Raw genomic sequence first — 22,122 nt, 5'->3', positions numbered from 1 at the left:
ACTTTATTCATGCGTGTAACAATGCAAAATTTATACACTAACAATTTAAACAGTTTGCAGAACACTACGTATGATGTGGCACGTTTGAATCAAATGCTCTCTAAAGGTGTTTCAATACTGTCGCCTTCAGATGATCCAATTGGTGTCGTTCGGGTGATGGATAATCAGCGCGATCTCGCGTTAGTGCAGCAATACGTTAAAAATATTGATTCCTTAAGTACCAGCATGAGCCGCGCCGAAACTTATTTATCTAGCATGGTTGAGACACAGCAGCGGATGAAGGAAATCAGTATCGCTACTAATAGCTCGAATCTCTCGAAAGAGGATAGAGCATCCTATGCTTCTGAAATGGAAGAACTCTTAAAGGGATTAGTGGACAATATTAATGCTACCGATGAGTCGGGTAATTACCTGTTTTCGGGTAACGCGATTGAGAAAGCTGCGGTAGTGAAGGATGCAACTGGGCGATATGTCTATCAAGGCGATGCTAGCGAGAGAACGGTGCAAACCTCTAACTCGTCATGGACTACAGCTAATGTCACCGCCGAAAAGGTTTTATTCTCCAATGCTGGCCAAGATATTTTAAATCAAACAATGGACTATATTAACGTACTAAAGGACCCAAGCTTATCACCAAGCGATGCCGCTTTCAGTGCGGCTGCTAGCGGAATACAAACAGCGTTAAACGAAACCTTAGATAGCATAGGTGCGGCGATTACCGATTTCGGTGGCAAGCAAAATAATCTCGCTTTAGTTAAAAGCTCCCATGAAGAAATGGTGTTGTTTAGTAAACAAGTGATAGGTGAAACGCAGGAGCTCGATTATGCCGCTGCCACTGCCGAGTTCAATGTCAAATTAACCGCATTAAAAATTACCCAGCAAACTTTTGTACAGATAAGCCAACTGTCCCTTTTCAATCATATGTAGGTAATGAGTTAAATGATCAAAGGGATAGGTGAGTCACTTAGTCAGTTACGTCAAAGTCAGACGGTAACGTCCCATTATGTTGCTCCGATATCAGGTGCACCCCGCAGCGCACCGAAAGCGAGGCCCATACCTAAACATAGATTGGAAGCTTATGGACGTTGGGCCAAAGTGACTCAAGAGCAACATAATATTAGTGCATCACAAGTGGTGCTGCAGAGCTTGAGCTCGGCTAAAAGTATCCTAGGTCAGCTAAACAAACAGTTGCAAACGTGCTTGTTCAGTAAAAGTTCGGTTGTTGAAGACGCATTACATAAAGCAGAAGAATGTCGTAGGCAATTAATCGAAATTAAGCCTTATTACCAAGGAAAGCGTTTACTCGATCATCACTTGAATTTGATTTCAGCATCCCAGCCTGCGGCATTACATTTTTTTAGGTTCCGACGAGTCGATCTCACTTCACCTAAGAACCGCGATGAGCGGATTACGCTTTTTACTGAAAAGCAAACATTGCATTTGTTCTTACCGGCGAATAAAAACCGAACAGAACTTCAAGATATTATAGAGCCTGTTTTAGCTTCGATTGGGATCAGTATTGACCGCTTATCGACCAATGACACTGTGTTTACAGCACCGCATGAGACTTGGATGAGGCTCAGTGGTGGGATTTTAATGGTTGGCGAAGGGCAAAGATTGCCTGCGGGAGAGCCGAGAAATATACAACTAGAAGAGAAGTTTAGTTGGCAGGATCCCCGTGAATGGAATTTTTCCGAAGTTGAAAAGCTGAAAATGACGTTAGCAAAAGTGTTAAAAGTTGAAAAAAAAGTCACAGTACAAATTGATGACATCAAAGCATCACACCGCTTACTGTTGGTGAAGGTAAAGCAATTAACTGCCTCGAGTCAGCCTACAATTGAATTACAGCATTTGCATAAATTTATGCAACCTCATCCTTTTGCCTATCAAGTGACTTCACTGATGGCGCAGGGAAATACTAACCGTGAGCAGGTTAGTGCACTGTTAATCTAGTTTTTGAACCTCACCTAATTTAGATCATAAAAATAACCGATAGCGTTTTAGTGATGCGTTATTTATGTCGCTTTAATGAGTTATGCCTGGATTCAGGCCTAACCAAAAAAATCGTTATTTTCTGGAGAACTACTATGTTAGGTGTTCATACTAATTACGCTTCAATCGTTGCGCAGGGTGCTGTAAATAAAAGTAATAACCTATTAACTAATGCTATGGAGCGTTTGTCGACGGGTTTACGTATCAACAGCGCATCTGATGATGCAGCGGGTCTGCAAATTGCTAACCGCATGAGCGCTAACGTGAAAGGTATGGAAACAGCTTCACGCAATATTTCTGATGCGACGTCTATGCTGCAAACTGCTGACGGTGCATTAGAAGAATTAACTATTATTGCCAACCGTCAGAAAGAATTGGCGACCCAAGCGGCGAACGGTGTGAACTCTGATGCTGATAGGTTAGCACTTGATGCTGAATTCCAAGAGTTGATTAAAGAGTCGGCTCGTATCATGACCAATACAACTTATGCAGGTAATGATTTATTTACTAAGTTGGAGGGGGGAGTCCAGTTTCAAATTGGTGCAGGCACTACAGAAACGTTAACTGTAACCAGTGCTAAGCCTACTGCAGTTGCTGGCGATTTAAAAGATACGGCTAAATCAACTCAAGCAATAACCGATGTTGATGCGTATATTAAGGCAGTAGGTACTGCCCGTTCTACCTTAGGTGCTAACATTAACCGTCTTGGTCATACCTCAGCTAACTTAGCTAGCGTGACTGAAAATACTAAAGCCGCTGCTGGCCGTATTATGGATGCCGATTTTGCGGTTGAATCTGCCAATATGACGCGCAACCAATTATTAGTTCAAGCGGGTACAACGGTTCTGTCTTCTGCTAACCAAAATACGGGTTTAGTCATGGGGTTACTGCGCTAATTCTAGTTAAGCCAGTTAGTTTTCTTTTCAATGCCAGTGAGCTTAGCTTGCTGGCATTTTTTATGGTGTTTGGCGCATGCCATTTAAGTCTGATTTTTACAGTACCAATGCGCTCTATTTTTAAATATCGATTTTAGTTGTGTGCTGTTGCTGTCGCCTTAGTTAGTTATCCCTGAGTTCAGGTCTACCCCAAATGCTCGTTATTTTCTGGAGAACTACATATGTTAGGTGTTCATACTAATTACGCTTCAATTGTTGCACAAGGTGCTGTTAACAAAAGTAATAACCTATTGACTAATGCTATGGAGCGTTTGTCTACTGGTTTACGTATCAATAGCGCATCTGATGATGCAGCGGGTCTGCAAATTGCTAACCGCATGAGCGCTAACGTGAAAGGTATGGAAACAGCTTCACGTAATATTTCTGATGCGACCTCTATGCTACAAACTGCTGATGGCGCGTTAGAAGAGTTGACGACTATTGCCAACCGCCAGAAAGAATTGGCAACCCAAGCCGCCAACGGTGTGAACTCGACAGCTGATTTGAAAGCATTGGATGATGAGTTTCAAGCGTTGATTAAAGAGTCAACTCGTATCATGGGCAAGACTACCTATGCGGGTAATGATTTATTCGCCACATTAAGTACTGGAACTGGTGTTAAATTCCAAATTGGTGCTGGTACTACTGAAACCTTAGATGTTTTAATTGCAAAACCTACGGATGTTGGTGGTGATTTAACTTCAGGGGCGAATGCGACAACGGCAATAACAGCCGTTGATACTTATATTAAAGAAGTGGGCACGGCCCGCTCTACCTTAGGTGCCAACATTAATCGTCTTGGCCATACTGCGGCTAACCTCGCCAGTGTGACTGAAAACACTAAAGCCGCAGCAGGTCGTATTATGGATGCCGATTTTGCGGTTGAATCTGCCAATATGACGCGCAACCAATTATTAGTTCAAGCGGGTACAACGGTTCTGTCTTCAGCTAACCAAAATACGGGTTTAGTGATGGGTCTACTGCGCTAATTACAATTAATTAGTCCGCTAGTCAGTGTTAGTTTTAATGCCAGCTTGCTGGCATTTTTTATGGTGTTTGGTGTATTTCATCTAATCCTGATTTTTATTGTAAATGCAGGTGTTTTTGAACATAGGTTTTAGTTATTTGTTTTTACTGTCGCCTTAGTTAGTTATCCCTGAGTTCAGGTCTACCCCAAATGCTCGTTATTTTCTGGAGAACTACATATGTTAGGTGTTCATACTAATTACGCTTCAATTGTTGCACAAGGTGCTGTTAACAAAAGCAATAACCTACTAACTAACGCCATGGAGCGTTTGTCGACGGGTTTACGTATCAATAGCGCATCTGATGATGCTGCGGGTTTGCAAATTGCTAACCGCATGAGTGCTAACGTAAAAGGCATGGAAACGGCTTCACGCAATATTTCTGATGCAACCTCTATGCTGCAAACCGCTGATGGTGCGTTAGAAGAATTAACGACCATTGCTAATCGCCAGAAAGAATTGGCTACTCAAGCATCTAACGGTGTTAACTCAACTGATGATTTGAAAGCATTGAATGATGAGTTTAAAGAGTTGAACTCAGAAATCACCCGTATTATTGACAATACAACGTATGCGGGTAATAAACTATTTGAAGCTACAGATGGTGTGCTAGTAAAGGGTACTGGAGTTAAATTTCAAATTGGTGCTGGGACATCAGAAACAATGGATGTTAAATTAGCCGCGATTGATAAAACTGTTACCGGTGACTTAACTACTGCAGCAAATACCGCTATTGGTGCTGTAGATACTTTCTTATCTAAAGTTGGTACTGCCCGTTCAACCTTAGGTGCCAACATTAACCGTCTTGGCCATACTGCGGCTAACCTTGCCAGCGTAACTGAAAATACCAAAGCCGCTGCCGGCCGTATTATGGATGCCGATTTCGCGGTTGAATCAGCTAATATGACGCGCAACCAATTATTAGTTCAGGCGGGTACAACGGTACTGTCTTCAGCTAACCAAAATACAGGCTTAGTCATGGGTCTACTGCGCTAATTACAGTTAAGCCAGTCAGTTTAGTTTTAATGCCAGTGAGCTTAGCTTACTGGCATTTTTTATGGTGTTTGGTGCATGCCATTTCAGTCTGATTTTTACAGTGCTAATGCACTCATTTTAAAATCGATTTTAGTTGTGTGCTGTTGCTGTCGCCTTAGTTAGTTATGGAGCGATGCTGAGATTCAGGCATCGCCAAGATAACCGTTATTTTTCAGGAGAACTGATATGTTAGGTGTTCACACTAATTACGCTTCAATCGTTGCACAAGGTGCTGTTAACAAAAGCAATAACTTACTAACTAACGCCATGGAGCGTTTGTCGACGGGTTTACGTATCAATAGCGCATCTGATGATGCTGCGGGTTTGCAAATTGCTAACCGCATGAGTGCTAACGTAAAAGGCATGGAAACGGCTTCACGCAATATTTCTGATGCAACCTCTATGCTGCAAACCGCCGATGGTGCATTAGAAGAATTAACGACCATTGCTAACCGCCAAAAAGAATTGGCCACTCAAGCGGCGAACGGTGTGAATTCTGCTGATGATTTAACTGCGCTGAATGATGAATTTGTACAGTTAAACGATGAAATTACACGCATTGTTGAAAACACAACCTATGCGGGTAATAACCTGTTTAAAGATGCGACTGATGGCGTACTTATTAAAGGTGTTGACTTCCAGATTGGTGCTGGAATAGCAGAAACACTGAATGTGAAGTTAGGCGCTATTTCAACAACTGTAACAGGTGACTTAACCACTGGTGCTACTGCTGCAATTACCGCTGTTGATACTTTCTTAGCCAAAGTGGGTACAGAACGTTCTACACTAGGCGCCAACATTAACCGTCTTGGCCATACTGCGGCTAACCTTGCCAGCGTAACTGAAAATACCAAAGCCGCTGCAGGCCGTATTATGGATGCCGATTTCGCGGTTGAATCTGCCAATATGACCCGTAACCAATTATTAGTTCAAGCGGGTACAACAGTACTGTCTTCAGCTAACCAAAATACAGGTTTAGTCATGGGGTTACTGCGCTAATTTTATTAAATTAGTCAGTGTTAGTTTTAATGCCAGTGAGCTTAGCTTGCTGGCATTTTTTATGGCGTTTTGAGCATGCCATTTCAGTCTGTTTTTATAGAGGTGATCCCATCTATTTTTAAATAAGTTTTAGTTGTGTGCTGTTGCTGTCGCCTTAATTAGTTATGGATCGATGCTGAGATTCAGGCATCGCCAAGATAACCGTTATTTTTCAGGAGAACTGATATGTTAGGTGTTCATACTAATTACGCTTCAATTGTTGCTCAAGGTGCTGTTAACAAAAGCAATAACTTATTGACTAATGCTATGGAGCGTTTGTCTACGGGTTTACGTATCAATAGCGCATCTGATGATGCTGCGGGGTTGCAAATTGCAAACCGCATGAGCGCTAACGTAAAAGGTATGGAAACAGCATCACGCAATATTTCTGATGCGACCTCTATGCTGCAAACCGCTGATGGTGCGTTAGAAGAATTAACGACCATTGCCAATCGCCAGAAAGAATTGGCTACTCAAGCATCAAACGGTGTTAACTCAACTGATGATTTGAAAGCATTGAATGATGAGTTTAAAGAGCTAAATGATGAGATCGAGCGTATTGCTACCAAAACGACTTATGCAGGTAATGACCTTTTTACCAAGCTTACAGATGTAACTTTCCAGATAGGTGCAGGTAAAGATGAAATTCTGAACGTTAAACTTACAGCGCTTACGGCAGACATTACGGCTCTTAAAGCTGGCGATTTAGAAGGCACCCCGAATGATGCAATTAAGTTAGTGGATGATTTTATTTCTGCAGTTGGCACTAAACGTTCAACCTTAGGCGCCAACATTAACCGTCTTGGCCATACTGCGGCTAACCTTGCCAGCGTAACTGAAAATACCAAAGCCGCTGCCGGCCGTATTATGGATGCCGATTTCGCGGTTGAATCTGCCAATATGACGCGCAACCAATTATTAGTTCAGGCGGGTACAACAGTACTTTCTTCAGCTAACCAAAATACTGGCTTAGTGATGGGTCTATTGCGTTAATGTTATTGGGTAAGTGATGTCACTGGTCACAGCTAAAATGCCAGTTAGTTGCGCTGACTGGCATTTTTATTTTAGCCACGGTTTATGTATTGGTCGGTAGTCGCTAAACCCGAGATTGAAACCTATAAGGTTCATATTTTAGTGGGGAATTTTCGATAACACAAAGTGGAAGATAGTTTTCCTGTTTAAGTGTTTATGCGGAAGTTTTTAGCTGTGTTCGGGCCAGTTAATTATTTAAATATCTTTAAAAACAGCAGCTTGTTTTTGGCATGCGTTTTGCTCTAGAACGAGTGGAGGTAGTCATGATTTCAGGTATGAATGCAGCACAATTTGCTCAGCAACTGATTGGCGCAGACCGCGCAGGTAAAGATACGCTTTACAAAGGCAAGTTAACTGCCAGTAAAACACAGTTAGATGCCTATACGTTGCTTGAAAATAATATGAAGAAAATGGCCACTAAGTTGAGTGAAATGGGTGGCAATGCAACTAAAGGCAAAATTGCTACGGTTACGGGCGAGAATGCGACCGCGACAGTTAAATCTGATGCGCCAAAGGGCAACTATGATTTGAGCGTGCATAAACTTGCGCAAGCACATCAGCTTACTAAGACTTATGCATCTGAAAACGAACTGTTACCAGCGACAGGTGTAATGAGTATTCAAGTCGGTAGTGATCCGACTAAGCGTATGGAAATTGATTTGGCAACGGTTAATGGCGGTGCGGCTATTTCTGTGTCTCAGTTACGCGATGTGATCAATAAACAAGTGGGTAATCCTGGTGTACAAGCGTCATTAGTGCGCACCGGTAACCAAATCGAATTTATGCTGTCTTCAAAGGAATCGGGTGTCGCGAATCAAGTGAAGGTAGAGTTTAATGGCGCTGATTGGGGCATGACAGAACGTCGTGCAGCACAAGATGCGGAACTCACATTAAACGGTATCGATATTACCAGCAGTAGTAACTATCTAGAGAATGTTGTTGATGGTGTCAGTCTTGAATTAGTCAAGGTGCATGCGGCTGGTGAAAGCAGCATGATTAAAGTAACAGACGATTTTGAAGCGAACAAGAAAGCGGTTAAGGATTTTGTCGATTCATTTAATTCTATAATGACGCAAATTAATCAATTAACCCGTTCAATGGGCGTTCAAACCTCTGACTCAAGCTCTTCCGATAAAGATAAGGAAGACAAAACTACAGCAGTGAGTGAAGCACAAATTGGTGTGTTGAAGGGGGATACTTCTATTCGCCTACTCCAGTCTAAATTACGTGATTCTGTATTTGTAACCGCCGCCAATGGTATGCGTTTGTCTGATATTGGGATTGAGATTGGTCGAGACGGAAAGCTAAAAATTGATGATGCTAAGCTGACCGATAGCTTTAAAAGTGATCCAGAAAAAGTACAAGCCATGTTTACTGGCCCTGATAGCTATGTCAAAAGCATCGAAAATACCCTAAAACCATTTACACAGTTTAATGGTTATATCGATCAAAAGCAGGAAGCGATTAATAAACAGATCAAAAGCGTGAATGACAGCATGGCACGTCATGATTATCAAATGAATCAAAAGTATCAGATTTATTTAACGCAATTTACTGCAATGGAAGCGACGATTAATCAATTTAGCGTTGCAAGTGGGCTATTTAGCTAGGAAATTATAACCAATGTTAAACGAGTACGATCCATTTAATGCCTACAAGCAAACCGCGTTAGACGCACAAGTAGCGGCAGCCACAACCCATGATATGGTGCGTATGCTACTTGATGGTTTATTGGAAGAACTAGAGCGGACCGCTGGCCATATGGAATACCAAAGGTATGAGGCGAAAGGCATGAGTATCCACAAGTGCCTTAATATAGTGCACGGCTTGGACTCTATGCTTGACCTTGAAAATGGTGGTGAAGTTGCCGTGAGTTTACATCGTCTCTATGACTTCTGTAGCCGTCAGCTTGTCAGTGCCAGTGTCGAAAACAGTGCAGAAGCTCTGGTTCCAATTACTCAGGTGATTACCAATGTCAGAGAAGGATGGGCAAATCTCAATTAAGCAATGGGCGCGTTTTGCGAGTGCTCTACGCCAATATGCAGATGCCCGGGATTGGGAAAATGTCCGAAAAGTGAATATCGCTTTGATTAAGGCGCTGCAACAGGCAGGTAAGGCTCATGATATTGAACAGAAAACTGCCCGTGCGGAATTAAAGCGGGTTCATTCTCAAGTGCTCCAAGAATTAATCTTGGCTCGTGATGAATTAGCCGTTGAAATGGGCCGATTTAAGTTGCAACAACCAGGTTTAGCCGCCTATCAATTAACTCAAGTGAGTGGAGCTGTGGATGATCTCTGATCTTCTTTCAATTCGTCCAGTGGGCACAAGTACCAGCTTGACGACTAAGGTGGTCAGTGCAGTTGATCAAGATAAATCTGAGCCATTTACCTTGTTGGCGTTACCTATAGGATTGCCTGTGGAATCTCTTCCTCTAGGTGAGGTGCGGTTGACTGCGAGTACTGAACAAGCTCAAGACAGTGATGCTGATACCTTTTTAAATCAATATATTAATAGTGATTTTTCTGGCTCAGTGCCTTTTGTACCCGTTGCTGCTCCTGTTGCATCAGTTGCTGCTCCTGCTGTACCTGGAGTGCCTCCGTCACTGTTAAATACTGAGGTTAACTCAGCGCCTATTAGTCAAGACGGTTTAGCCGCTACGCCTCAGAACAGTCTCGTTTCACCGACTGCTGTTGCGCCGTTTGTTCCTGTGATTTTGTCTGCTGAAACTGTTAAAGCGGATCCGGTAGGTCGAACTCCTGCATCTTTAATTGGGCTCTCAGCCACAGATCAAAGAGGAAGCCTATTTAGCTCAGGGATGACCTCATCTATGGCTCTTGCAGGAAGTAGCACTCAGCCTACGGGTATGAGTGGTGAACCCTTGAAAATGAGCGGCGCATTTATGCAGGATTCAACGCTGGCACCTTTCTCTGGGAATCTTGACCATTTGAAATCTGACTCGTCAGTGTTTCAGCGTGTGTTAGCTGAGCTCAGGGGGCATGAAGCTAAAGATATTAATGCGATTGGAGCTCAGCAAGTTGCGGGCTCGCAGGCTGCCAGTGCCACTCAATGGGGACCCGTATCACTCACTCCAATGGCTTCTTTAGCGCAGCAATCTCAAGAGATCCTCACTCCCTTAAGAGAGCACCTTCGTTTCCAAGTCGATCAACATATTAAGAAAGCCGAATTGAGGTTAGATCCGCCAGAGCTGGGCAAGATTGAGCTTAATATTCGTTTAGAGGGCGATCGTTTACAGGTGCAAATGCATGCGGTGAATCCGGCAATTCGAGATGCATTGCTCAATGGTTTAGATCGTTTGAGAGTGGATTTGGCAATGGATCATGGCGGTCAAATTGATGTCGATATTGGTCAAGGTGGATCGTCACAGCACCAGCAGGAAACGGCATTATTTTCCTCGACAATAACGGCTGAAGCTGCGACGGATAATGCTGTCGATGTTATGGCGAGAGAAAAATCTCAATTAGATTTATTGGCTTAAGTGCCGGAGTCGTTTAATGGCAATTTTAAAATCTCGTTTAGTAAAGATTATTTTAGCGTTACTTGTGCTCATTAGTTCGACCGCAGGTGCATTTTGGATTGGAACAAGTAGTGGAGATTGGAAGCTAGCAGAGCTTTTTGCATCGGAACCCGAAGTCAAACCTGTACCTGTGGCAAAGTTCTATCCATTAGAAAAGTTTGTTATATCGATTCCAGGGGATAAATACCCCCATTACATGCTGCTTGAAATGTCATTAAAAAGCCGTAATCCCAATATGAAAACGGTTTTGCTAGAGTCTGACCCACTCATACGTAACGCTATGATGAAGATGTTTTCACGTAAAACATTTGAGCAGTTGAATCATTTAGACCAGCTCGACAGCTTACAGTCAGAGGCGCTGATATTGATGGTAAAAGTGCTGTCTGATAATCAATTACCGTCGGATATTGATGAAGTGCTCTTTACTCGCATGGTGATCCAGTAAGAGGCCCTATCATGACAACAGCGGGCCAACTCGCATATCAACAAACCTGTGACTATCCAGTCGAAGAGCGCCAATCTGAACAGCAGATTATTCGGCAATACCTGCCATTAATTAAACGTATCGTGTCGCAGATGCGCAGTCACTGCGGCGTGATGTTATCTCTCGAGGATATGGAGCAAATTGGCATGATGGCCTTGCTTGAGTCATCACGTCGGTATCCTGGTGAACTGGATAACGGATTTATTTCCTTCGCTGGGCAACGTATTCGCGGTGCCATACTCGACGAGCTGAGGCGGCAAGATTGGCGTCCTAGACCTGTTCGGCAGCAGGCCCATGAGCTGAATGACGTAGTCAGGCGCTTGAGTCGAGAGATGGGACGTGAACCAAGCGATCTTGAAGTGGCCAGTGCGCTTGGTTTGAGTGCAGAAGATTATCGGGAACGCTTATATTCAACACAAGCGGAGTCGATGAAGAGCCTAGATGAGTTGCTATTAGGAGGTGAGCAACCAGTAGACAGAAGCAATGATGTCGAGCGATTGATGCTGAAGCAAACCTTGATAAAAGTTATTTCAAAATTAAATGAAAGAGAACAGCTAATTCTGTCGCTTTACTATCATCATGAGCTGAATTTAAAAGAGATAGCTTTGGCATTGGGATTGACTGAAACGCGTATTTGCCAGCTGCATAAATCAGCTATTTCACAGTTAAAAACAATATTGCAGCGCTAAAGTTTAAAAGTGAGAAGATCGTAATGAGTAAACTAGTTGGGCTGTTAATCATTTTAGCCTCTGTATTTGGCGGTTATGTTTGGGCGGGTGGCGCTTTGTCTGCATTGTGGCAGCCTGCTGAAATTTTGATCATTATGGGTGCGGGAATAGGGGCGCTTATTATTGCTAACCCGCAATCAGTATTAAAAGAGATGTTTGAACAGTTAAAAGAGTTATTTAATAAGGGAAAAGAAGATCCTGAATTATATCCTCAGTTATTTCCCTTAATGGGCACTTTAATGGCTCAGATCCAATCACAAGGCTTAAAAGTACTCGATGAGCATTTAGAAAATCCTCAGCAAAGTTCTATTTTTCTAATGTATCCAGCCGTACTTAATCATCCAAATGTTTTACAGTTCTTAATCGATAATTTACGCGTTCAGTCTATTGGGAAGATATCTCCCCATGACTTAGAACACATTTTAGAAGAAGAGATTCATCGAATAGAGGAGGATAGATTACGGCCATCAGAAGCCTTTAGTAAGGTAGGCGAGGCTATGCCAGGCTTTGGTATTTTAGCTGCGGTTCTCGGTATTATTATTACTATGTCAAATATTGACGGGCCAATTACTATGATTGGTGTCAAAGTTGCTGCAGCATTAGTGGGTACATTTATCGGTATTTTTGCGTGTTATTGTTTCTTCGATCCTATGTCTAAAGCATTAGAGCATCTGGTTGATCGTAAATCGGCACAGCTTCGGTGCATCGCCGCTATTTTAGTGACCTTTTCAAAAGGTAAGCCACCAATGATGGCTATTGATGCGGGACGGAAACAAATTCAAAGTGAAAATCGCCCTTCATTTATAGAATTAGAACGTTGGATGGAAGGGCAGAGAAGCTAATGCTCCATAAAAATGAGCCGATTATTATCAAGCGGCGAAAGCGAGGAAAGCGTAATCATGGGCACGGAGGGGCTTGGAAAGTTGCTTTTGCTGATTTTACGCTTGCTATGATGGCGCTCTTTATGGTGCTGTGGATCATGCAAATTGCAGATCAGAAAGAGCGAACCATGATAGTGCAGTATTTACGTGGGGATATGAACCCAACTGGTCCAATTAATCCATTTGAGTTAAGTCAGTCATCTTCGATTATTGATTTAGAAGGTAATATGTCTATTGCACCTTCAATTATACCGACGAGTCCAATGAGCAGAGGCGGTGAGTCGGAAGGTCTAGAAGAAGGGGCATTGATCCCTGGGCAATTTGATACACAAGCACAGTTAACTGTATTAGCTCGAGAACTAAATCGAGTCGTGCAAAATTCAAGCATGGCTGAGAATATTGCCGTGACTATTGTGCCTCAGGGTATACGCATCTTAATTCATGATAATGTGAATCAATTTATGTTCACGCGAGGCAGTGCGCAGATGCAACCCTATTTTGAAGAGTTACTTTTATCTTTAGGGCCAATTTTAAAAAATGTCACCAACAGCATGGTCATTTCGGGTCATACGGATTCAACTCCCTATGCTGGCAATCTATTCACCAATTGGGAGTTATCCAGCGAGAGGGCGCTTCTCGCGCGTAGAGTTTTAGAGCGTGGTGGGGTTAAACGTGACCAAGTTATCCAAGTTACGGGCATGGCTGATCAGATCCCTTATATTACGACTGACACTGCTGCAGCGGCTAATCGTCGGATTGAGGCGCTTATTTTAACCTCCTCTGCTGAACAGTTATTAAGAGGTATGATTGGTGCTCCTAGCGATACAGCCCCAAAAGGCGTGACCATTAACGAAATAAAGCGCCAAGCAATCACTCAATAGTGTTAATACCTGTTCTCATTTTTTAGGGATGACTATGAATCTGTATGAAGAGTTTGTACATTCTGAAGATGACGTTGAAGCAGGTCCTGAGTATCAGATTATTGAATTTGATAATCGTCGAACTCATCAAAGATTTAGCCTGAGACGTAATAAAAGTGCACCACTTGCATTGGCTTGCGACGGTCTGACGGTAAATTTATCAACAACTCGTTGGTTTGTTATTACGCCAATAGGTACCGCCAACATAAAAGACATTAGCATTAGTGGTGTTGGAATTTTATGCAATGAACCCTTGTCGATAGGGATGAAGTTCTATATTGAACTTGAGCAAATACGTGTTTTATGTGAAGTCACTCGAGTACACACTATTAAAGGTCGATTGAAGTTCTTAGGTGCACGCTGGATTTATCGTGATAAGGATGAAGTTCAGAATTTGATTGACGCAATTAGATTGCGGGCGAAAATATAGGATATGCAATGGCTGCATCTTTTCATCGAAACGGCTCAGATAAGCTGCAGAAGGTCTTTCTTTACCTCATCTTGCTGAATTGGCTATTGCTTATTATTGTTGCGTTTAATATGAATACATTACGTTTCGGTCATGGCGTTATGATTTCAGTTATGATTTTTATCTATAATTATTTTCTTGCTCATTTATGCTTTATTCGTGCAGCCAGAGCGCAAGATGCTTACCTCATTTATCCAGTTGTGATTGGTGCTCTCAGTTCCTTTTTCCTCGTGGTTTATTTCTTCTTTTTACTCTAAATTTCCAGCTTATAAAAAATGAGTTGCGACTTATTATAGGCTTTTGGTCAAGTATTTTGCATTTAGCTCACATGCTTTTAGGGGCGTTCGTTTGGGAGTAATATCTTCGCCTTATTTAGCGTATTTTTACAACTGGGTAGGTTTTGCCTGCGGTAATTGCGACAGGCCCAAAAGGGGCCGAATCGACCATCCTTTAACAGCATATCGCCACCGCAGAGGTTACAAAGTGGTGATATATGTCCACAAGCCTCATTTAGGCACACCTTAAAGCCTGCAAAACGGTTACGCGTCATTGGGCTAGCGCAAAGTTCACAGCCTTGCTCCTTGTGATCGCACAAGGGAAAATGTGAGCAAGAATAAAACGATTTAAAATTCCCTGTTCTAGGCTTAAGCGTTCCCGTGCTACAACGCACGCATTTTACTTCTTCAAATAACCTTTGTACTAAAGAGGTGTTGAACTCATCTTGTTCAATTGGGTAGTCTTTTGTAAGCAGTTCAGTGACGAAAGGACTCACGTCTGTCATATCGGCAATCACATAGGCGCGGTGTTTTGCCCGCGTTAACGCGACATAAAACAGTCGACGTTCTTCTGCAAATTCAAACGCTTCCGTTTTTGGTAAAAATGCATCTAGTATCGGAGGAGTGATTTTCATTGAAGGGAAGCCATGCATTCCCGTTTTCATCCCCATGATCACCACATAATCGGCTTCTTTTCCTTTCGAAGCATGAAAAGATTGGCACTCAATTTTCAAGTTAGGGTACTTAGCTTCGAGTTGGTTTACTTGGGTTTTATCGGGTAGCTGAAACCAAAAACGTGCCAGTAAATAGACGCTTGCTACGCTGTTAAGTTTGTCACTTCCGGCGTTTATCCTTGCACTTATCGCCGTTAATGCTTGTTCCAATGCATTTGGGCTTGGCTCATCTTTACTGGGCGGTTCGTTTTCTCCGCGGCGTAATATTGAGACTGCAGGGTAGGCGACCTGCATGAGGGAGCGAATGTCCTTGCTCAATTGCGTGGGATTCTGGGTGACAAATTGAGTGGCAACTTGCCCAATACTACTGTTAAACCTAAAAGTCAGATCTAAGTCGCTTTGGGCTGTTGGGCCAAAATATTGGCTAAATTGCGTGGTTAAACTTACATCTGCACCGCTAAAACGATAAATTGCCTGCCAGTCATCCCCAACACAAAATAAAGACGCCAACGCTTTAGAATGGGGTGCACAGGAATCCCTCAAGGCGCGGACTAAGCGGGCACGTGGTTCTGAAATATCTTGGAACTCATCCACCATAATAAAACGCCACGGGCTAATGAATTGCCCGCGTTGTAGATACGTCAACGCTTTGCCAATCATGTCCTCAAAATCAATGTCGCCATTTATCGCTAAATGCTGCTCATAGCGCGTGATTATGGGCTCAAGCAGTTCGAATGCCTTGCGGGTCTGCTGAGCATCGGCGGCGCTAGCAAATACCCCCTCAAGTCCATGTTCATCAAGGCAAGCCGCTTTATACAGCCCTATCAGCTGACTAAACATTTTTGCCAATTCGGTCACGCGGCCAAGTTCATGTAGGGTTGCTAGTATGGCTTCATCGGGTAAGGGCGCATATTGTACTTTAAAGACCTGTAAAGCTTGCTCAAGCTTACTGATTAACAACCCTTTTTTATGTTGGTAATAAAATAGCTCAACACACTTAGTGCCATGCTGTTGATGTAGCTGGCGTTTCCATACCATCGATTCCAAGTATTTCTGGTTATCGATATAAGGAGCGGTATGCTGGTGTTCATCAATACCATAGTATTCAAGATAAATTTGGTATTCAGGCAGATAGAAATCGGGTTGATACTGACGAAAATCAATACTGCGCACATCATGCTCATACTTAGCTTCATAGACATATTCGATGCCATTACTAAATAGCCAGTTGGCAATGTAGAGCTCACCAAAGCTTTTGACTCGCTCACCTTTAAGACTGCGAATATCGTTATCATTCAAGTATTGAAAATACTCACCTTCCACCTCGAACTCGAATGGGCTTTTTTCAACATAATAGAAACGACTGAAGTACTCGAAAAGCTGCTTACGGTAAGCTGCATCTTCAATCAAAGTCTCAAGGGTATTGTGCACCCACAGCTCTTTGGCTTTGTCATCCTCCGCTAAAGGGGACAAACTCGGTTTCGCTCGCTCAACGTCGGCGATAATTTTTGAGCCTAAACTGTGGAAGGTGTTCGCCTTGATATCATCCGTACCGAGCCTGTTTTTAATCCGCTCATCCATCTCGTCAGCCGCTTTACGGCCATAGGCTAATAGCAATATTTCATCGGCTTTTGCTTGACCACTCTTAAGCAAATATCCTGCTCGACCAACCATCACACTGGTTTTGCCCGTGCCAGCACCTGCCAATAACAAGTTATTGTTATCATCGATAATACAAGCTCGACGCTGTTTTTCGGTTAAGGGATTAGATTCTACATGCTCAAAATAGTCAGCAAATTTAACGAGCTGAGACTGAATGTAATCTTCACGCAACTGCTTTATATCGGCGCGAGTCCAGCGGTGGATTTGCTTAAGCCTCGCTAACACTGTGTGTAAATGTGCAGACAATGGCAGGTTTTCACACCAAGGGAACCAGCGCTGGTATTCGCGCGCGACTCTGGCTTGTATCATTGCTAAACGTGATTCACGTAAATAAGTGTGTGCCAGTATTTTATCGACTTTCGCCACTAACTCAGCAATGCGCGCCCCGTTGGCATTCGCCCAAAGCAGTGCGATTTCGTTGCCAAATTGATGCTGTGCAAAATAGCTTAGAAACGGCAGTTGATAGGCTTTGCCAGATACTGTGAAACTGAGTAAATATCCAAGCGGACTTAAGGTAAAAACTGGCGGAGAGTCCAGTTGCTGCCAGGTAAAGCATTCGTCAGCGGCTACTTTGTTAGCGCGGCGAGAGTGAGCAAAAAAGCCGCCTTTAGTGCGATTAATGCTAATACCACTGGCGCTGAATTTTACCGCATCAGCTTTGCCAATAAAGAAATGGCCAAACCAACTGTGCTTGATATCTTGTTCAGAGTGAGTCAATGACAATGTAAAACCTACGGCTAAAAAAGTTTTAGAATTAACAGGCTGATTTTTAAATGCATTATAACTTAAAACCCGATGGCTCGTGTCAAGGTTATGCTATAGCTCTGTATGGATTGTCTATTGGTTTTGGTCATCAAACGCAGCCAAGCTCATAGTGTTGGTGAATGATGTCTTAGTTGGCGTGAGAGGCGTGGCAAACCAAGCATGATGGTGACTGTGTAACTATATGCATAAGAAGGGCGCGCATTAGAAAGGCGTACATTAGAAAGTGGTGTATCAGAAAGCAAAAAAGCCTGAATTTCTTCAGGCTTTTTCTTTTTAATACAACAACTTAATCATTGCGGATTAGTTCATGCCGTATTTTTTCAATTTTTTACGCAGAGTACCACGGTTGATACCTAGCATGTTTGCTGCGCGGGTTTGGTTGCCACGAGTGTGTTGCATGATGATGTCAAGCAGAGGCGCTTCAACTTCGCTTAGCACCATTTCATAAACTTCTTGTGCTTCCTGACCGTCCAACTGTGCGAAGAAGTTAGTTACGGCACGCTTTACTGCGTCACGTAATAACTGGGGCTTGATAGTGCCGTTTGCGGTTTCGATTTTGCCAACGGTAAGCTGGTGAACTTCTGTGTTAGTTGTCTGATCAAACATTCTATTCTGCTCTTTATTAATTCTGTACTAATTCATCAAAATAACATTCCACGAGGGAATACTGTTCTGCAGCGGTTTCCAGCCGATTAAAGTCAGCCCTAAATTGGCGCTGAGCTTCTTGGTCTAGGTACCATCCCATATGTTTTCTGGCGAAGCGGATACCCTTGTATTCACCATACAAATCATACAGTTTGGTGAGGTGTTCCAGCATCACTTGACGCTGTTCGGCAACCTCAATGGGCGCTAGCTTATTACCCGTTTCCAAGTAGTGCTGGATTTCTCTGAAAATCCAAGGCCGTCCTTGAGCACCCCGTCCTATCATCAAGGCATCGGCACCGGTGTATTCCAGCACAAAGCGGGCTTTCTCCGGACTGTCGATATCCCCATTCGCGACGACAGGAATCGAGACATTCTGTTTGATTGCTTTGATCGTGTCGTACTCAGCGTCGCCTCTGTACATACATTGTCTCGTGCGACCGTGAACGGCGAGCGAGGCGATGCCACAATCTTGGGCAATCTGGGCGATTTGAACACCATTCTTGTGTTCTGGCTCCCAGCCGGTGCGAATCTTTAACGTGACGGGCACATTCACTGCGGCGACCACGGCTTGTAAAATCTCTTTTACCAGCGGTGGATTTTGCATCAGCGCTGAGCCAGCCAGCTTTTTATTCACTTTTTTCGCCGGGCAACCCATATTGATATCAATGATGTGAGCACCTTGTTCGACATTGAACAAGGCGGCTTGCGCCATTAAATCAGGATCGGCTCCTGCAATTTGCACTGAGCGGATGCCTTCCTCGCCAGAATGCGTCATGCGCTGGCGGCTTTTATCTGTATCCCAAACCTCGGGATTGGATGAAAGCATCTCGGAAACCGCTAGGGCTGCGCCATAACGAAGACAAAGATTACGGAAAGCTTGATCGGTGACACCTGCCATTGGTGCCACGATCAGCTGATTGTTCAGTTGATAGGGTCCAATCTGCATTTTATGTTTCACCTTAGCTCTTCAAAGGGGCGCTATAGTAGCCCTTTTTGTTGGCCGTGAAAAGGTCAATAAATGACCTAGAGGTAATTTTTTTTCTTGACTTTTAATCGACGAGAAGTCAGAGGCCAAATTGTTGGAAGCCAGCGGTGGCGCATGTTGCGCCACCCTTTAGCGCTATTTACGCTTACCTGTCAAGCGGCTCCAATCTTCTTTGTGAGCCGCTGCGTCCATATCGAACCATTGGCTATAAAAGTCAGAGATTTCTTGGGCTTGTTCTTTGAGGAGACCGGAAAGGGCAAGTTTGCCACCGGTTTTTACGCGTTCTGCGATCAAAGGTGCTAATTCACGCAGTGGGCCTGCAAGAATGTTAGCGACCAGTACGTCGGCTTTGAGATCGGCGGGTTGGTCTTCTGGTAAGTACAACGCCAGCTTGTCGGCGACATCATTGCGCTCGGCATTAGCACGTGAAGCGTCGATGGCTTGATAGTCGATATCGATACCTGTGACGTTTTTCGCGCCCAGTTTCAGTGCCGCTACGGCTAAGATGCCAGAGCCACAGCCAAAGTCGATCACTTCTTCATCGCTTAAATCTAAGCTGTCTAGCCACTCTAAACACAGTGCTGTCGTAGGGTGAGTGCCTGTGCCGAAGGCAAGACCTGGATCGAGGATCACATTGACTGCGGTTGGATCGGGGATCTCGCGCCAGCTTGGGCAAATCCACAGACGTGTGCCGAATTGAATGGGGTGGAAGTTATCCATCCATTCGCGCACCCAGTCTTTATCTTCAATTTGTTCGACCTTATGGCTGAAGTTCTCGCCGAGGAAAGGCAAGGTTTTCAACATGGCGATGGTCGGTGTCAGATCGGTTTCTGCATCGAATAGGGCAACGACAACGGTATCGCGCCACAGTGGGGTTTCGCCCAGTTTAGGTTCAAAAATAGGGGTGTCTTTACCGTCTTCGAAGGTGATAGAGACTGAGCCTTCTTCCATGAGCAAGTCGCTGATGGTTTCAGCGTCATCGCTATTGGTGTTTATACGGAGTTGGATCCAAGGCATGGGGGCATCCTGTGGCAGAGTGTGCAAAAGCTAAGGGTTCAAAATATCGCGCTATTGTAAACCATGGCTTAAGGTTCTGCGACTGACTATCGCGGTGTAGCGTTTTTGTCTGCGTAGACAAAGTGTTAGCGAACACGCATCGATTGGTGCTGGAAAGCGAATTGTCAGTTTTAATTTTTTGTATAACACCATGAAATATATTGGTTAATTGGTTTTACCTTTGTTTGGTTTTGTGCGTTTTTTGTGATCTTCTTCTAAGAGTTGCACTCAATCAGGTGAGTTGGCTCACGCTTTAAATCTGTGATGCTGAAGCCGGATCTGCGTTACTGCTATGGTGTAGTTTGCCAAGAGGTGCCAACGACAAACGACATAGGTGAATCCAAGATGACAAGCATAACTCGAGTTCACAATAGGGTGAGTACATCGCAAGGTCATCCTTGGTCAGCAAAGGCTGACAGGCTACAGAGCGCGACAGGGATTATGCTCGGCAGCTTTTTATTGCTGCATATGCATTTTGAGTCGAGCATTTTGCTGGGAAAAGAGGCCTTTTATCGTGTAGTGCAGTTGCTTGAAGGTGGCATGTTCAGCAGCACAGGACACGGTTTCCCCATAGTCACTAAAGTGTTTTCGGTGTTTATGTTATTGGTGGTGATAGTGCATGCGGCGGTGGCACTGCGGCGTTTTCCGGCGCAGCTCGGGCAATGGCGCGCCCTGCGCTTGCACATGGGTAGCATCAACCACAAGGATACCCATGCGTGGTTTTGGCAACTGATCACCGGCTTTATTTTATTTTTCCTCGTCCCAGTTCACCTCTTCACTATGATTTTGAATCCTGAAATTGGCCCGCATTTATCGGCTGAGCGGGTGTATCACGATAATGCTTGGTTGCTGTATGTGCTGTTGCTGCCTGCTGTGGTTGTGCACGCCATGATTGGCCTGTATCGCGTCGCGGTAAAGTGGGGCATAACCACCAAACGCTCAGGCCTGCGAAAATTCGCCAAGGTGCTGATTATTTACTTGCTATGCCTTGGTACTGCGAGCCTAGTTTCATATCTATTTATCGGCAGTGAGCTGGGTATTCCTGTACAGCCTTTCGTGCCTGAGTAGGTTTTGAGCCGGCAGCAGGATTTTGTTTCACTGCTATTATTTAAGCGTTAGGTTAATTATTCAGCACTCAATTGATCTGGCTCACGTTTTCGTGTGGATATGTGAGCGATATTAATTTGCAGTAAGACTTAATGAGATTGGCTCGATAAGGTCAACGGTATGAGGCGAGAGGATGGCGATCAAACTAACTATTAAAAAATGGAGTGCTTGGCTGGATTTAAGTCAGAGCTTGTCTGGCGTCATCCTCGCGGTTTTTCTGTGGACCCACTTAGTCTTAGTCTCATCGATTTTACTGGGTAGCGATGCCATGAATTGGGTAGCGCGCACTATGGAGCTGAGCTTTCTTTCTGATGATGGTCACGGTTATCCCTGGGTGGTGACGGGTATTGCAATGGGCATCGCGGCTCTTGCGTTAGTGCATGTATTAGTTGCGCTGCAAAAGTTACCCATGAGTTTGCGCCAGCAAAGGGCATTGCAGCAGCAAATGCAAGTGATCAACCACAGTGATACGCGTCTATGGCGTTGGCAAGCTATTACCGGTGTGGTGATTTTACTGCTGTTGCCAGTACATCTGTGGCTTATTGGCTCGGCTCCCGAAACCATTGGCCCCCAAGGGAGCGCCGACCGTATTTGGAACCAAGGTGTGTGGATGGTTTACCTGCCTTTGCTGCTTACTGTGGAGTTACATGCGGCGATTGGTATTTACCGTGTGGCTTTGAAATGGGGCGCGGCGCGGGATCTCAATAGCCGCAGTCGATTACGTAAGATCAAAACCATTGTGAGCGTGCTATTTATCACAGTAGGCATAGCTTCACTGCTGGCATTTTTACCCCATGCGAGTTAATTCCGCCGGCAATTAATGAATAAGTTAATCGTGAATAGAATGTCGAACACCGCAAACTACATAAGAATAAATG

General features: G+C 44.0%; 23 protein-coding genes. 19 read left to right on the top strand and 4 right to left on the bottom strand.

Annotation, left to right across the window (positions count from 1 at the left end; all coding sequences use genetic code 11):
• The first annotated feature begins 9 nt into the window (after positions 1 to 9).
• The 17 genes from flgL to Q4Q46_RS16255 all read left to right on the top strand — a co-directional run bounded on the left by flgL (position 10) and on the right by Q4Q46_RS16255 (position 14,332).
• The gene (flgL, locus tag Q4Q46_RS16335; protein WP_311906489.1) at positions 10 to 927 is read left to right on the top strand and encodes a flagellar hook-associated protein FlgL; all 918 of its coding nucleotides are present in this window, start codon (positions 10 to 12) and stop codon (positions 925 to 927) included.
• A gap of 12 nt (positions 928 to 939) precedes the next feature.
• Positions 940 to 1,953: a hypothetical protein gene (locus Q4Q46_RS16330; protein WP_311906488.1), complete on the top strand. Its 1,014-nt coding sequence runs from the start codon at positions 940 to 942 to the stop codon at positions 1,951 to 1,953.
• A 134-nt stretch (positions 1,954 to 2,087) separates the two neighbouring features.
• Positions 2,088 to 2,888: a flagellin N-terminal helical domain-containing protein gene (locus tag Q4Q46_RS16325; protein ID WP_248068746.1), complete on the top strand. Its 801-nt coding sequence runs from the start codon at positions 2,088 to 2,090 to the stop codon at positions 2,886 to 2,888.
• 221 nt (positions 2,889 to 3,109) lie between these two features.
• Positions 3,110 to 3,916 carry a flagellin N-terminal helical domain-containing protein gene (locus Q4Q46_RS16320; protein ID WP_261272823.1) on the top strand — a complete coding sequence of 269 codons (807 nt, stop codon included), beginning with the start codon at positions 3,110 to 3,112 and terminating at the stop codon, positions 3,914 to 3,916.
• Positions 3,917 to 4,132: 216 nt separating this feature from the next.
• A complete protein-coding gene (locus tag Q4Q46_RS16315) occupies positions 4,133 to 4,948 on the top strand; it encodes a flagellin N-terminal helical domain-containing protein (protein ID WP_261272822.1) in 816 nt (271 codons plus the stop codon).
• A 225-nt stretch (positions 4,949 to 5,173) separates the two neighbouring features.
• Positions 5,174 to 5,986 carry a flagellin N-terminal helical domain-containing protein gene (locus tag Q4Q46_RS16310; RefSeq protein WP_261272821.1) on the top strand — a complete coding sequence of 271 codons (813 nt, stop codon included), beginning with the start codon at positions 5,174 to 5,176 and terminating at the stop codon, positions 5,984 to 5,986.
• A 225-nt stretch (positions 5,987 to 6,211) separates the two neighbouring features.
• Positions 6,212 to 7,018, top strand: coding sequence for a flagellin N-terminal helical domain-containing protein (locus Q4Q46_RS16305; protein ID WP_261272820.1), 807 nt, complete (start codon positions 6,212 to 6,214; stop codon positions 7,016 to 7,018).
• 302 nt (positions 7,019 to 7,320) lie between these two features.
• On the top strand, positions 7,321 to 8,667 hold the full coding sequence (gene fliD / locus Q4Q46_RS16300; RefSeq protein ID WP_311906487.1) for a flagellar filament capping protein FliD: 1,347 nt from the start codon (positions 7,321 to 7,323) through the stop codon (positions 8,665 to 8,667).
• A gap of 13 nt (positions 8,668 to 8,680) precedes the next feature.
• Entirely contained in the window at positions 8,681 to 9,061 is a 381-nt protein-coding gene (fliS, locus tag Q4Q46_RS16295) for a flagellar export chaperone FliS (RefSeq protein WP_006083381.1), read from the top strand.
• Positions 9,030 to 9,356: a hypothetical protein gene (locus Q4Q46_RS16290; protein ID WP_261272818.1), complete on the top strand. Its 327-nt coding sequence runs from the start codon at positions 9,030 to 9,032 to the stop codon at positions 9,354 to 9,356. The genes fliS and Q4Q46_RS16290 overlap by 32 nt, the downstream gene beginning before the upstream one ends.
• Positions 9,346 to 10,554: a flagellar hook-length control protein FliK gene (locus Q4Q46_RS16285; protein WP_311906486.1), complete on the top strand. Its 1,209-nt coding sequence runs from the start codon at positions 9,346 to 9,348 to the stop codon at positions 10,552 to 10,554. Before Q4Q46_RS16290 ends, Q4Q46_RS16285 begins: the two co-directional genes overlap by 11 nt.
• 16 nt (positions 10,555 to 10,570) lie before the next feature.
• Positions 10,571 to 11,038, top strand: coding sequence for a flagellar basal body-associated FliL family protein (locus Q4Q46_RS16280; RefSeq protein WP_261272816.1), 468 nt, complete (start codon positions 10,571 to 10,573; stop codon positions 11,036 to 11,038).
• A gap of 11 nt (positions 11,039 to 11,049) precedes the next feature.
• Positions 11,050 to 11,766, top strand: a complete 717-nt coding sequence (locus tag Q4Q46_RS16275; protein WP_261272815.1) for an RNA polymerase sigma factor FliA — start codon at positions 11,050 to 11,052, stop codon at positions 11,764 to 11,766.
• A 23-nt stretch (positions 11,767 to 11,789) separates the two neighbouring features.
• Complete coding sequence (gene motA, locus Q4Q46_RS16270) at positions 11,790 to 12,647, top strand: flagellar motor stator protein MotA (protein WP_261272814.1); 858 nt, start codon at positions 11,790 to 11,792, stop codon at positions 12,645 to 12,647.
• Complete coding sequence (locus tag Q4Q46_RS16265) at positions 12,647 to 13,567, top strand: flagellar motor protein MotB (RefSeq protein ID WP_311906485.1); 921 nt, start codon at positions 12,647 to 12,649, stop codon at positions 13,565 to 13,567. The genes motA and Q4Q46_RS16265 overlap by 1 nt, the downstream gene beginning before the upstream one ends.
• Before the next feature lie 34 nt (positions 13,568 to 13,601).
• Positions 13,602 to 14,036: a PilZ domain-containing protein gene (locus tag Q4Q46_RS16260; protein WP_311906484.1), complete on the top strand. Its 435-nt coding sequence runs from the start codon at positions 13,602 to 13,604 to the stop codon at positions 14,034 to 14,036.
• Between the two features lie 8 nt (positions 14,037 to 14,044).
• On the top strand, positions 14,045 to 14,332 hold the full coding sequence (locus tag Q4Q46_RS16255) for a hypothetical protein (protein WP_311906483.1): 288 nt from the start codon (positions 14,045 to 14,047) through the stop codon (positions 14,330 to 14,332).
• A gap of 77 nt (positions 14,333 to 14,409) precedes the next feature.
• Here Q4Q46_RS16255 and Q4Q46_RS16250 read toward each other — a convergent pair whose 3' ends face one another.
• The 4 genes from Q4Q46_RS16250 to prmA all read right to left on the bottom strand — a co-directional run bounded on the left by Q4Q46_RS16250 (position 14,410) and on the right by prmA (position 20,098).
• Positions 14,410 to 17,409, bottom strand: coding sequence for a UvrD-helicase domain-containing protein (locus Q4Q46_RS16250; protein WP_311906482.1), 3,000 nt, complete (start codon positions 17,407 to 17,409; stop codon positions 14,410 to 14,412).
• Positions 17,410 to 17,751: 342 nt separating this feature from the next.
• Positions 17,752 to 18,057 carry a DNA-binding transcriptional regulator Fis gene (fis, locus tag Q4Q46_RS16245; RefSeq protein ID WP_006083371.1) on the bottom strand — a complete coding sequence of 102 codons (306 nt, stop codon included), beginning with the start codon at positions 18,055 to 18,057 and terminating at the stop codon, positions 17,752 to 17,754.
• A 16-nt stretch (positions 18,058 to 18,073) separates the two neighbouring features.
• Positions 18,074 to 19,042: a tRNA dihydrouridine synthase DusB gene (dusB, locus tag Q4Q46_RS16240; RefSeq protein WP_006083370.1), complete on the bottom strand. Its 969-nt coding sequence runs from the start codon at positions 19,040 to 19,042 to the stop codon at positions 18,074 to 18,076.
• A 174-nt stretch (positions 19,043 to 19,216) separates the two neighbouring features.
• Entirely contained in the window at positions 19,217 to 20,098 is an 882-nt protein-coding gene (gene prmA / locus Q4Q46_RS16235) for a 50S ribosomal protein L11 methyltransferase (RefSeq protein WP_006083369.1), read from the bottom strand.
• A gap of 384 nt (positions 20,099 to 20,482) precedes the next feature.
• Here prmA and Q4Q46_RS16230 point away from each other — a divergent pair, with 384 nt between their 5' ends.
• Both Q4Q46_RS16230 and Q4Q46_RS16225 read left to right on the top strand, forming a co-directional pair.
• Complete coding sequence (locus Q4Q46_RS16230) at positions 20,483 to 21,205, top strand: fumarate reductase cytochrome b subunit (RefSeq protein ID WP_311906481.1); 723 nt, start codon at positions 20,483 to 20,485, stop codon at positions 21,203 to 21,205.
• 172 nt (positions 21,206 to 21,377) lie between these two features.
• Complete coding sequence (locus Q4Q46_RS16225; RefSeq protein ID WP_311906480.1) at positions 21,378 to 22,049, top strand: fumarate reductase cytochrome b subunit; 672 nt, start codon at positions 21,378 to 21,380, stop codon at positions 22,047 to 22,049.
• The last annotated feature ends 73 nt before the right edge of the window (positions 22,050 to 22,122 follow it).

It is taken from the genome of Shewanella vaxholmensis, from assembly GCF_031932135.1.
GTDB classification, from domain to species: Bacteria; Pseudomonadota; Gammaproteobacteria; order Enterobacterales; family Shewanellaceae; genus Shewanella; species Shewanella hafniensis.
Note: the sequence above shows the minus strand (reverse complement) of the source record. Positions and strands in the feature narration are given on the sequence as shown.

Excerpts from the sequence above, each read along its gene's own strand:
- flgL (WP_311906489.1), top strand. The coding sequence starts at position 10 with ATGCGTGTAACAATGCAAAATTTATACACTAACAATTTAAACAGTTTG.
- Q4Q46_RS16330 (WP_311906488.1), top strand. The coding sequence starts at position 940 with ATGATCAAAGGGATAGGTGAGTCACTTAGTCAGTTACGTCAAAGTCAG.
- Q4Q46_RS16325 (WP_248068746.1), top strand. The coding sequence starts at position 2,088 with ATGTTAGGTGTTCATACTAATTACGCTTCAATCGTTGCGCAGGGTGCT.
- Q4Q46_RS16320 (WP_261272823.1), top strand. The coding sequence starts at position 3,110 with ATGTTAGGTGTTCATACTAATTACGCTTCAATTGTTGCACAAGGTGCT.
- Q4Q46_RS16315 (WP_261272822.1), top strand. The coding sequence starts at position 4,133 with ATGTTAGGTGTTCATACTAATTACGCTTCAATTGTTGCACAAGGTGCT.
- Q4Q46_RS16310 (WP_261272821.1), top strand. The coding sequence starts at position 5,174 with ATGTTAGGTGTTCACACTAATTACGCTTCAATCGTTGCACAAGGTGCT.
- Q4Q46_RS16305 (WP_261272820.1), top strand. The coding sequence starts at position 6,212 with ATGTTAGGTGTTCATACTAATTACGCTTCAATTGTTGCTCAAGGTGCT.
- fliD (WP_311906487.1), top strand. The coding sequence starts at position 7,321 with ATGATTTCAGGTATGAATGCAGCACAATTTGCTCAGCAACTGATTGGC.
- fliS (WP_006083381.1), top strand. The coding sequence starts at position 8,681 with ATGTTAAACGAGTACGATCCATTTAATGCCTACAAGCAAACCGCGTTA.
- Q4Q46_RS16290 (WP_261272818.1), top strand. The coding sequence starts at position 9,030 with ATGTCAGAGAAGGATGGGCAAATCTCAATTAAGCAATGGGCGCGTTTT.
- Q4Q46_RS16285 (WP_311906486.1), top strand. The coding sequence starts at position 9,346 with ATGATCTCTGATCTTCTTTCAATTCGTCCAGTGGGCACAAGTACCAGC.
- Q4Q46_RS16280 (WP_261272816.1), top strand. The coding sequence starts at position 10,571 with ATGGCAATTTTAAAATCTCGTTTAGTAAAGATTATTTTAGCGTTACTT.
- Q4Q46_RS16275 (WP_261272815.1), top strand. The coding sequence starts at position 11,050 with ATGACAACAGCGGGCCAACTCGCATATCAACAAACCTGTGACTATCCA.
- motA (WP_261272814.1), top strand. The coding sequence starts at position 11,790 with ATGAGTAAACTAGTTGGGCTGTTAATCATTTTAGCCTCTGTATTTGGC.
- Q4Q46_RS16265 (WP_311906485.1), top strand. The coding sequence starts at position 12,647 with ATGCTCCATAAAAATGAGCCGATTATTATCAAGCGGCGAAAGCGAGGA.
- Q4Q46_RS16260 (WP_311906484.1), top strand. The coding sequence starts at position 13,602 with ATGAATCTGTATGAAGAGTTTGTACATTCTGAAGATGACGTTGAAGCA.
- Q4Q46_RS16255 (WP_311906483.1), top strand. The coding sequence starts at position 14,045 with ATGGCTGCATCTTTTCATCGAAACGGCTCAGATAAGCTGCAGAAGGTC.
- fis (WP_006083371.1), bottom strand. The coding sequence starts at position 18,057 with ATGTTTGATCAGACAACTAACACAGAAGTTCACCAGCTTACCGTTGGC.
- dusB (WP_006083370.1), bottom strand. The coding sequence starts at position 19,042 with ATGCAGATTGGACCCTATCAACTGAACAATCAGCTGATCGTGGCACCA.
- prmA (WP_006083369.1), bottom strand. The coding sequence starts at position 20,098 with ATGCCTTGGATCCAACTCCGTATAAACACCAATAGCGATGACGCTGAA.
- Q4Q46_RS16230 (WP_311906481.1), top strand. The coding sequence starts at position 20,483 with ATGACAAGCATAACTCGAGTTCACAATAGGGTGAGTACATCGCAAGGT.
- Q4Q46_RS16225 (WP_311906480.1), top strand. The coding sequence starts at position 21,378 with ATGGCGATCAAACTAACTATTAAAAAATGGAGTGCTTGGCTGGATTTA.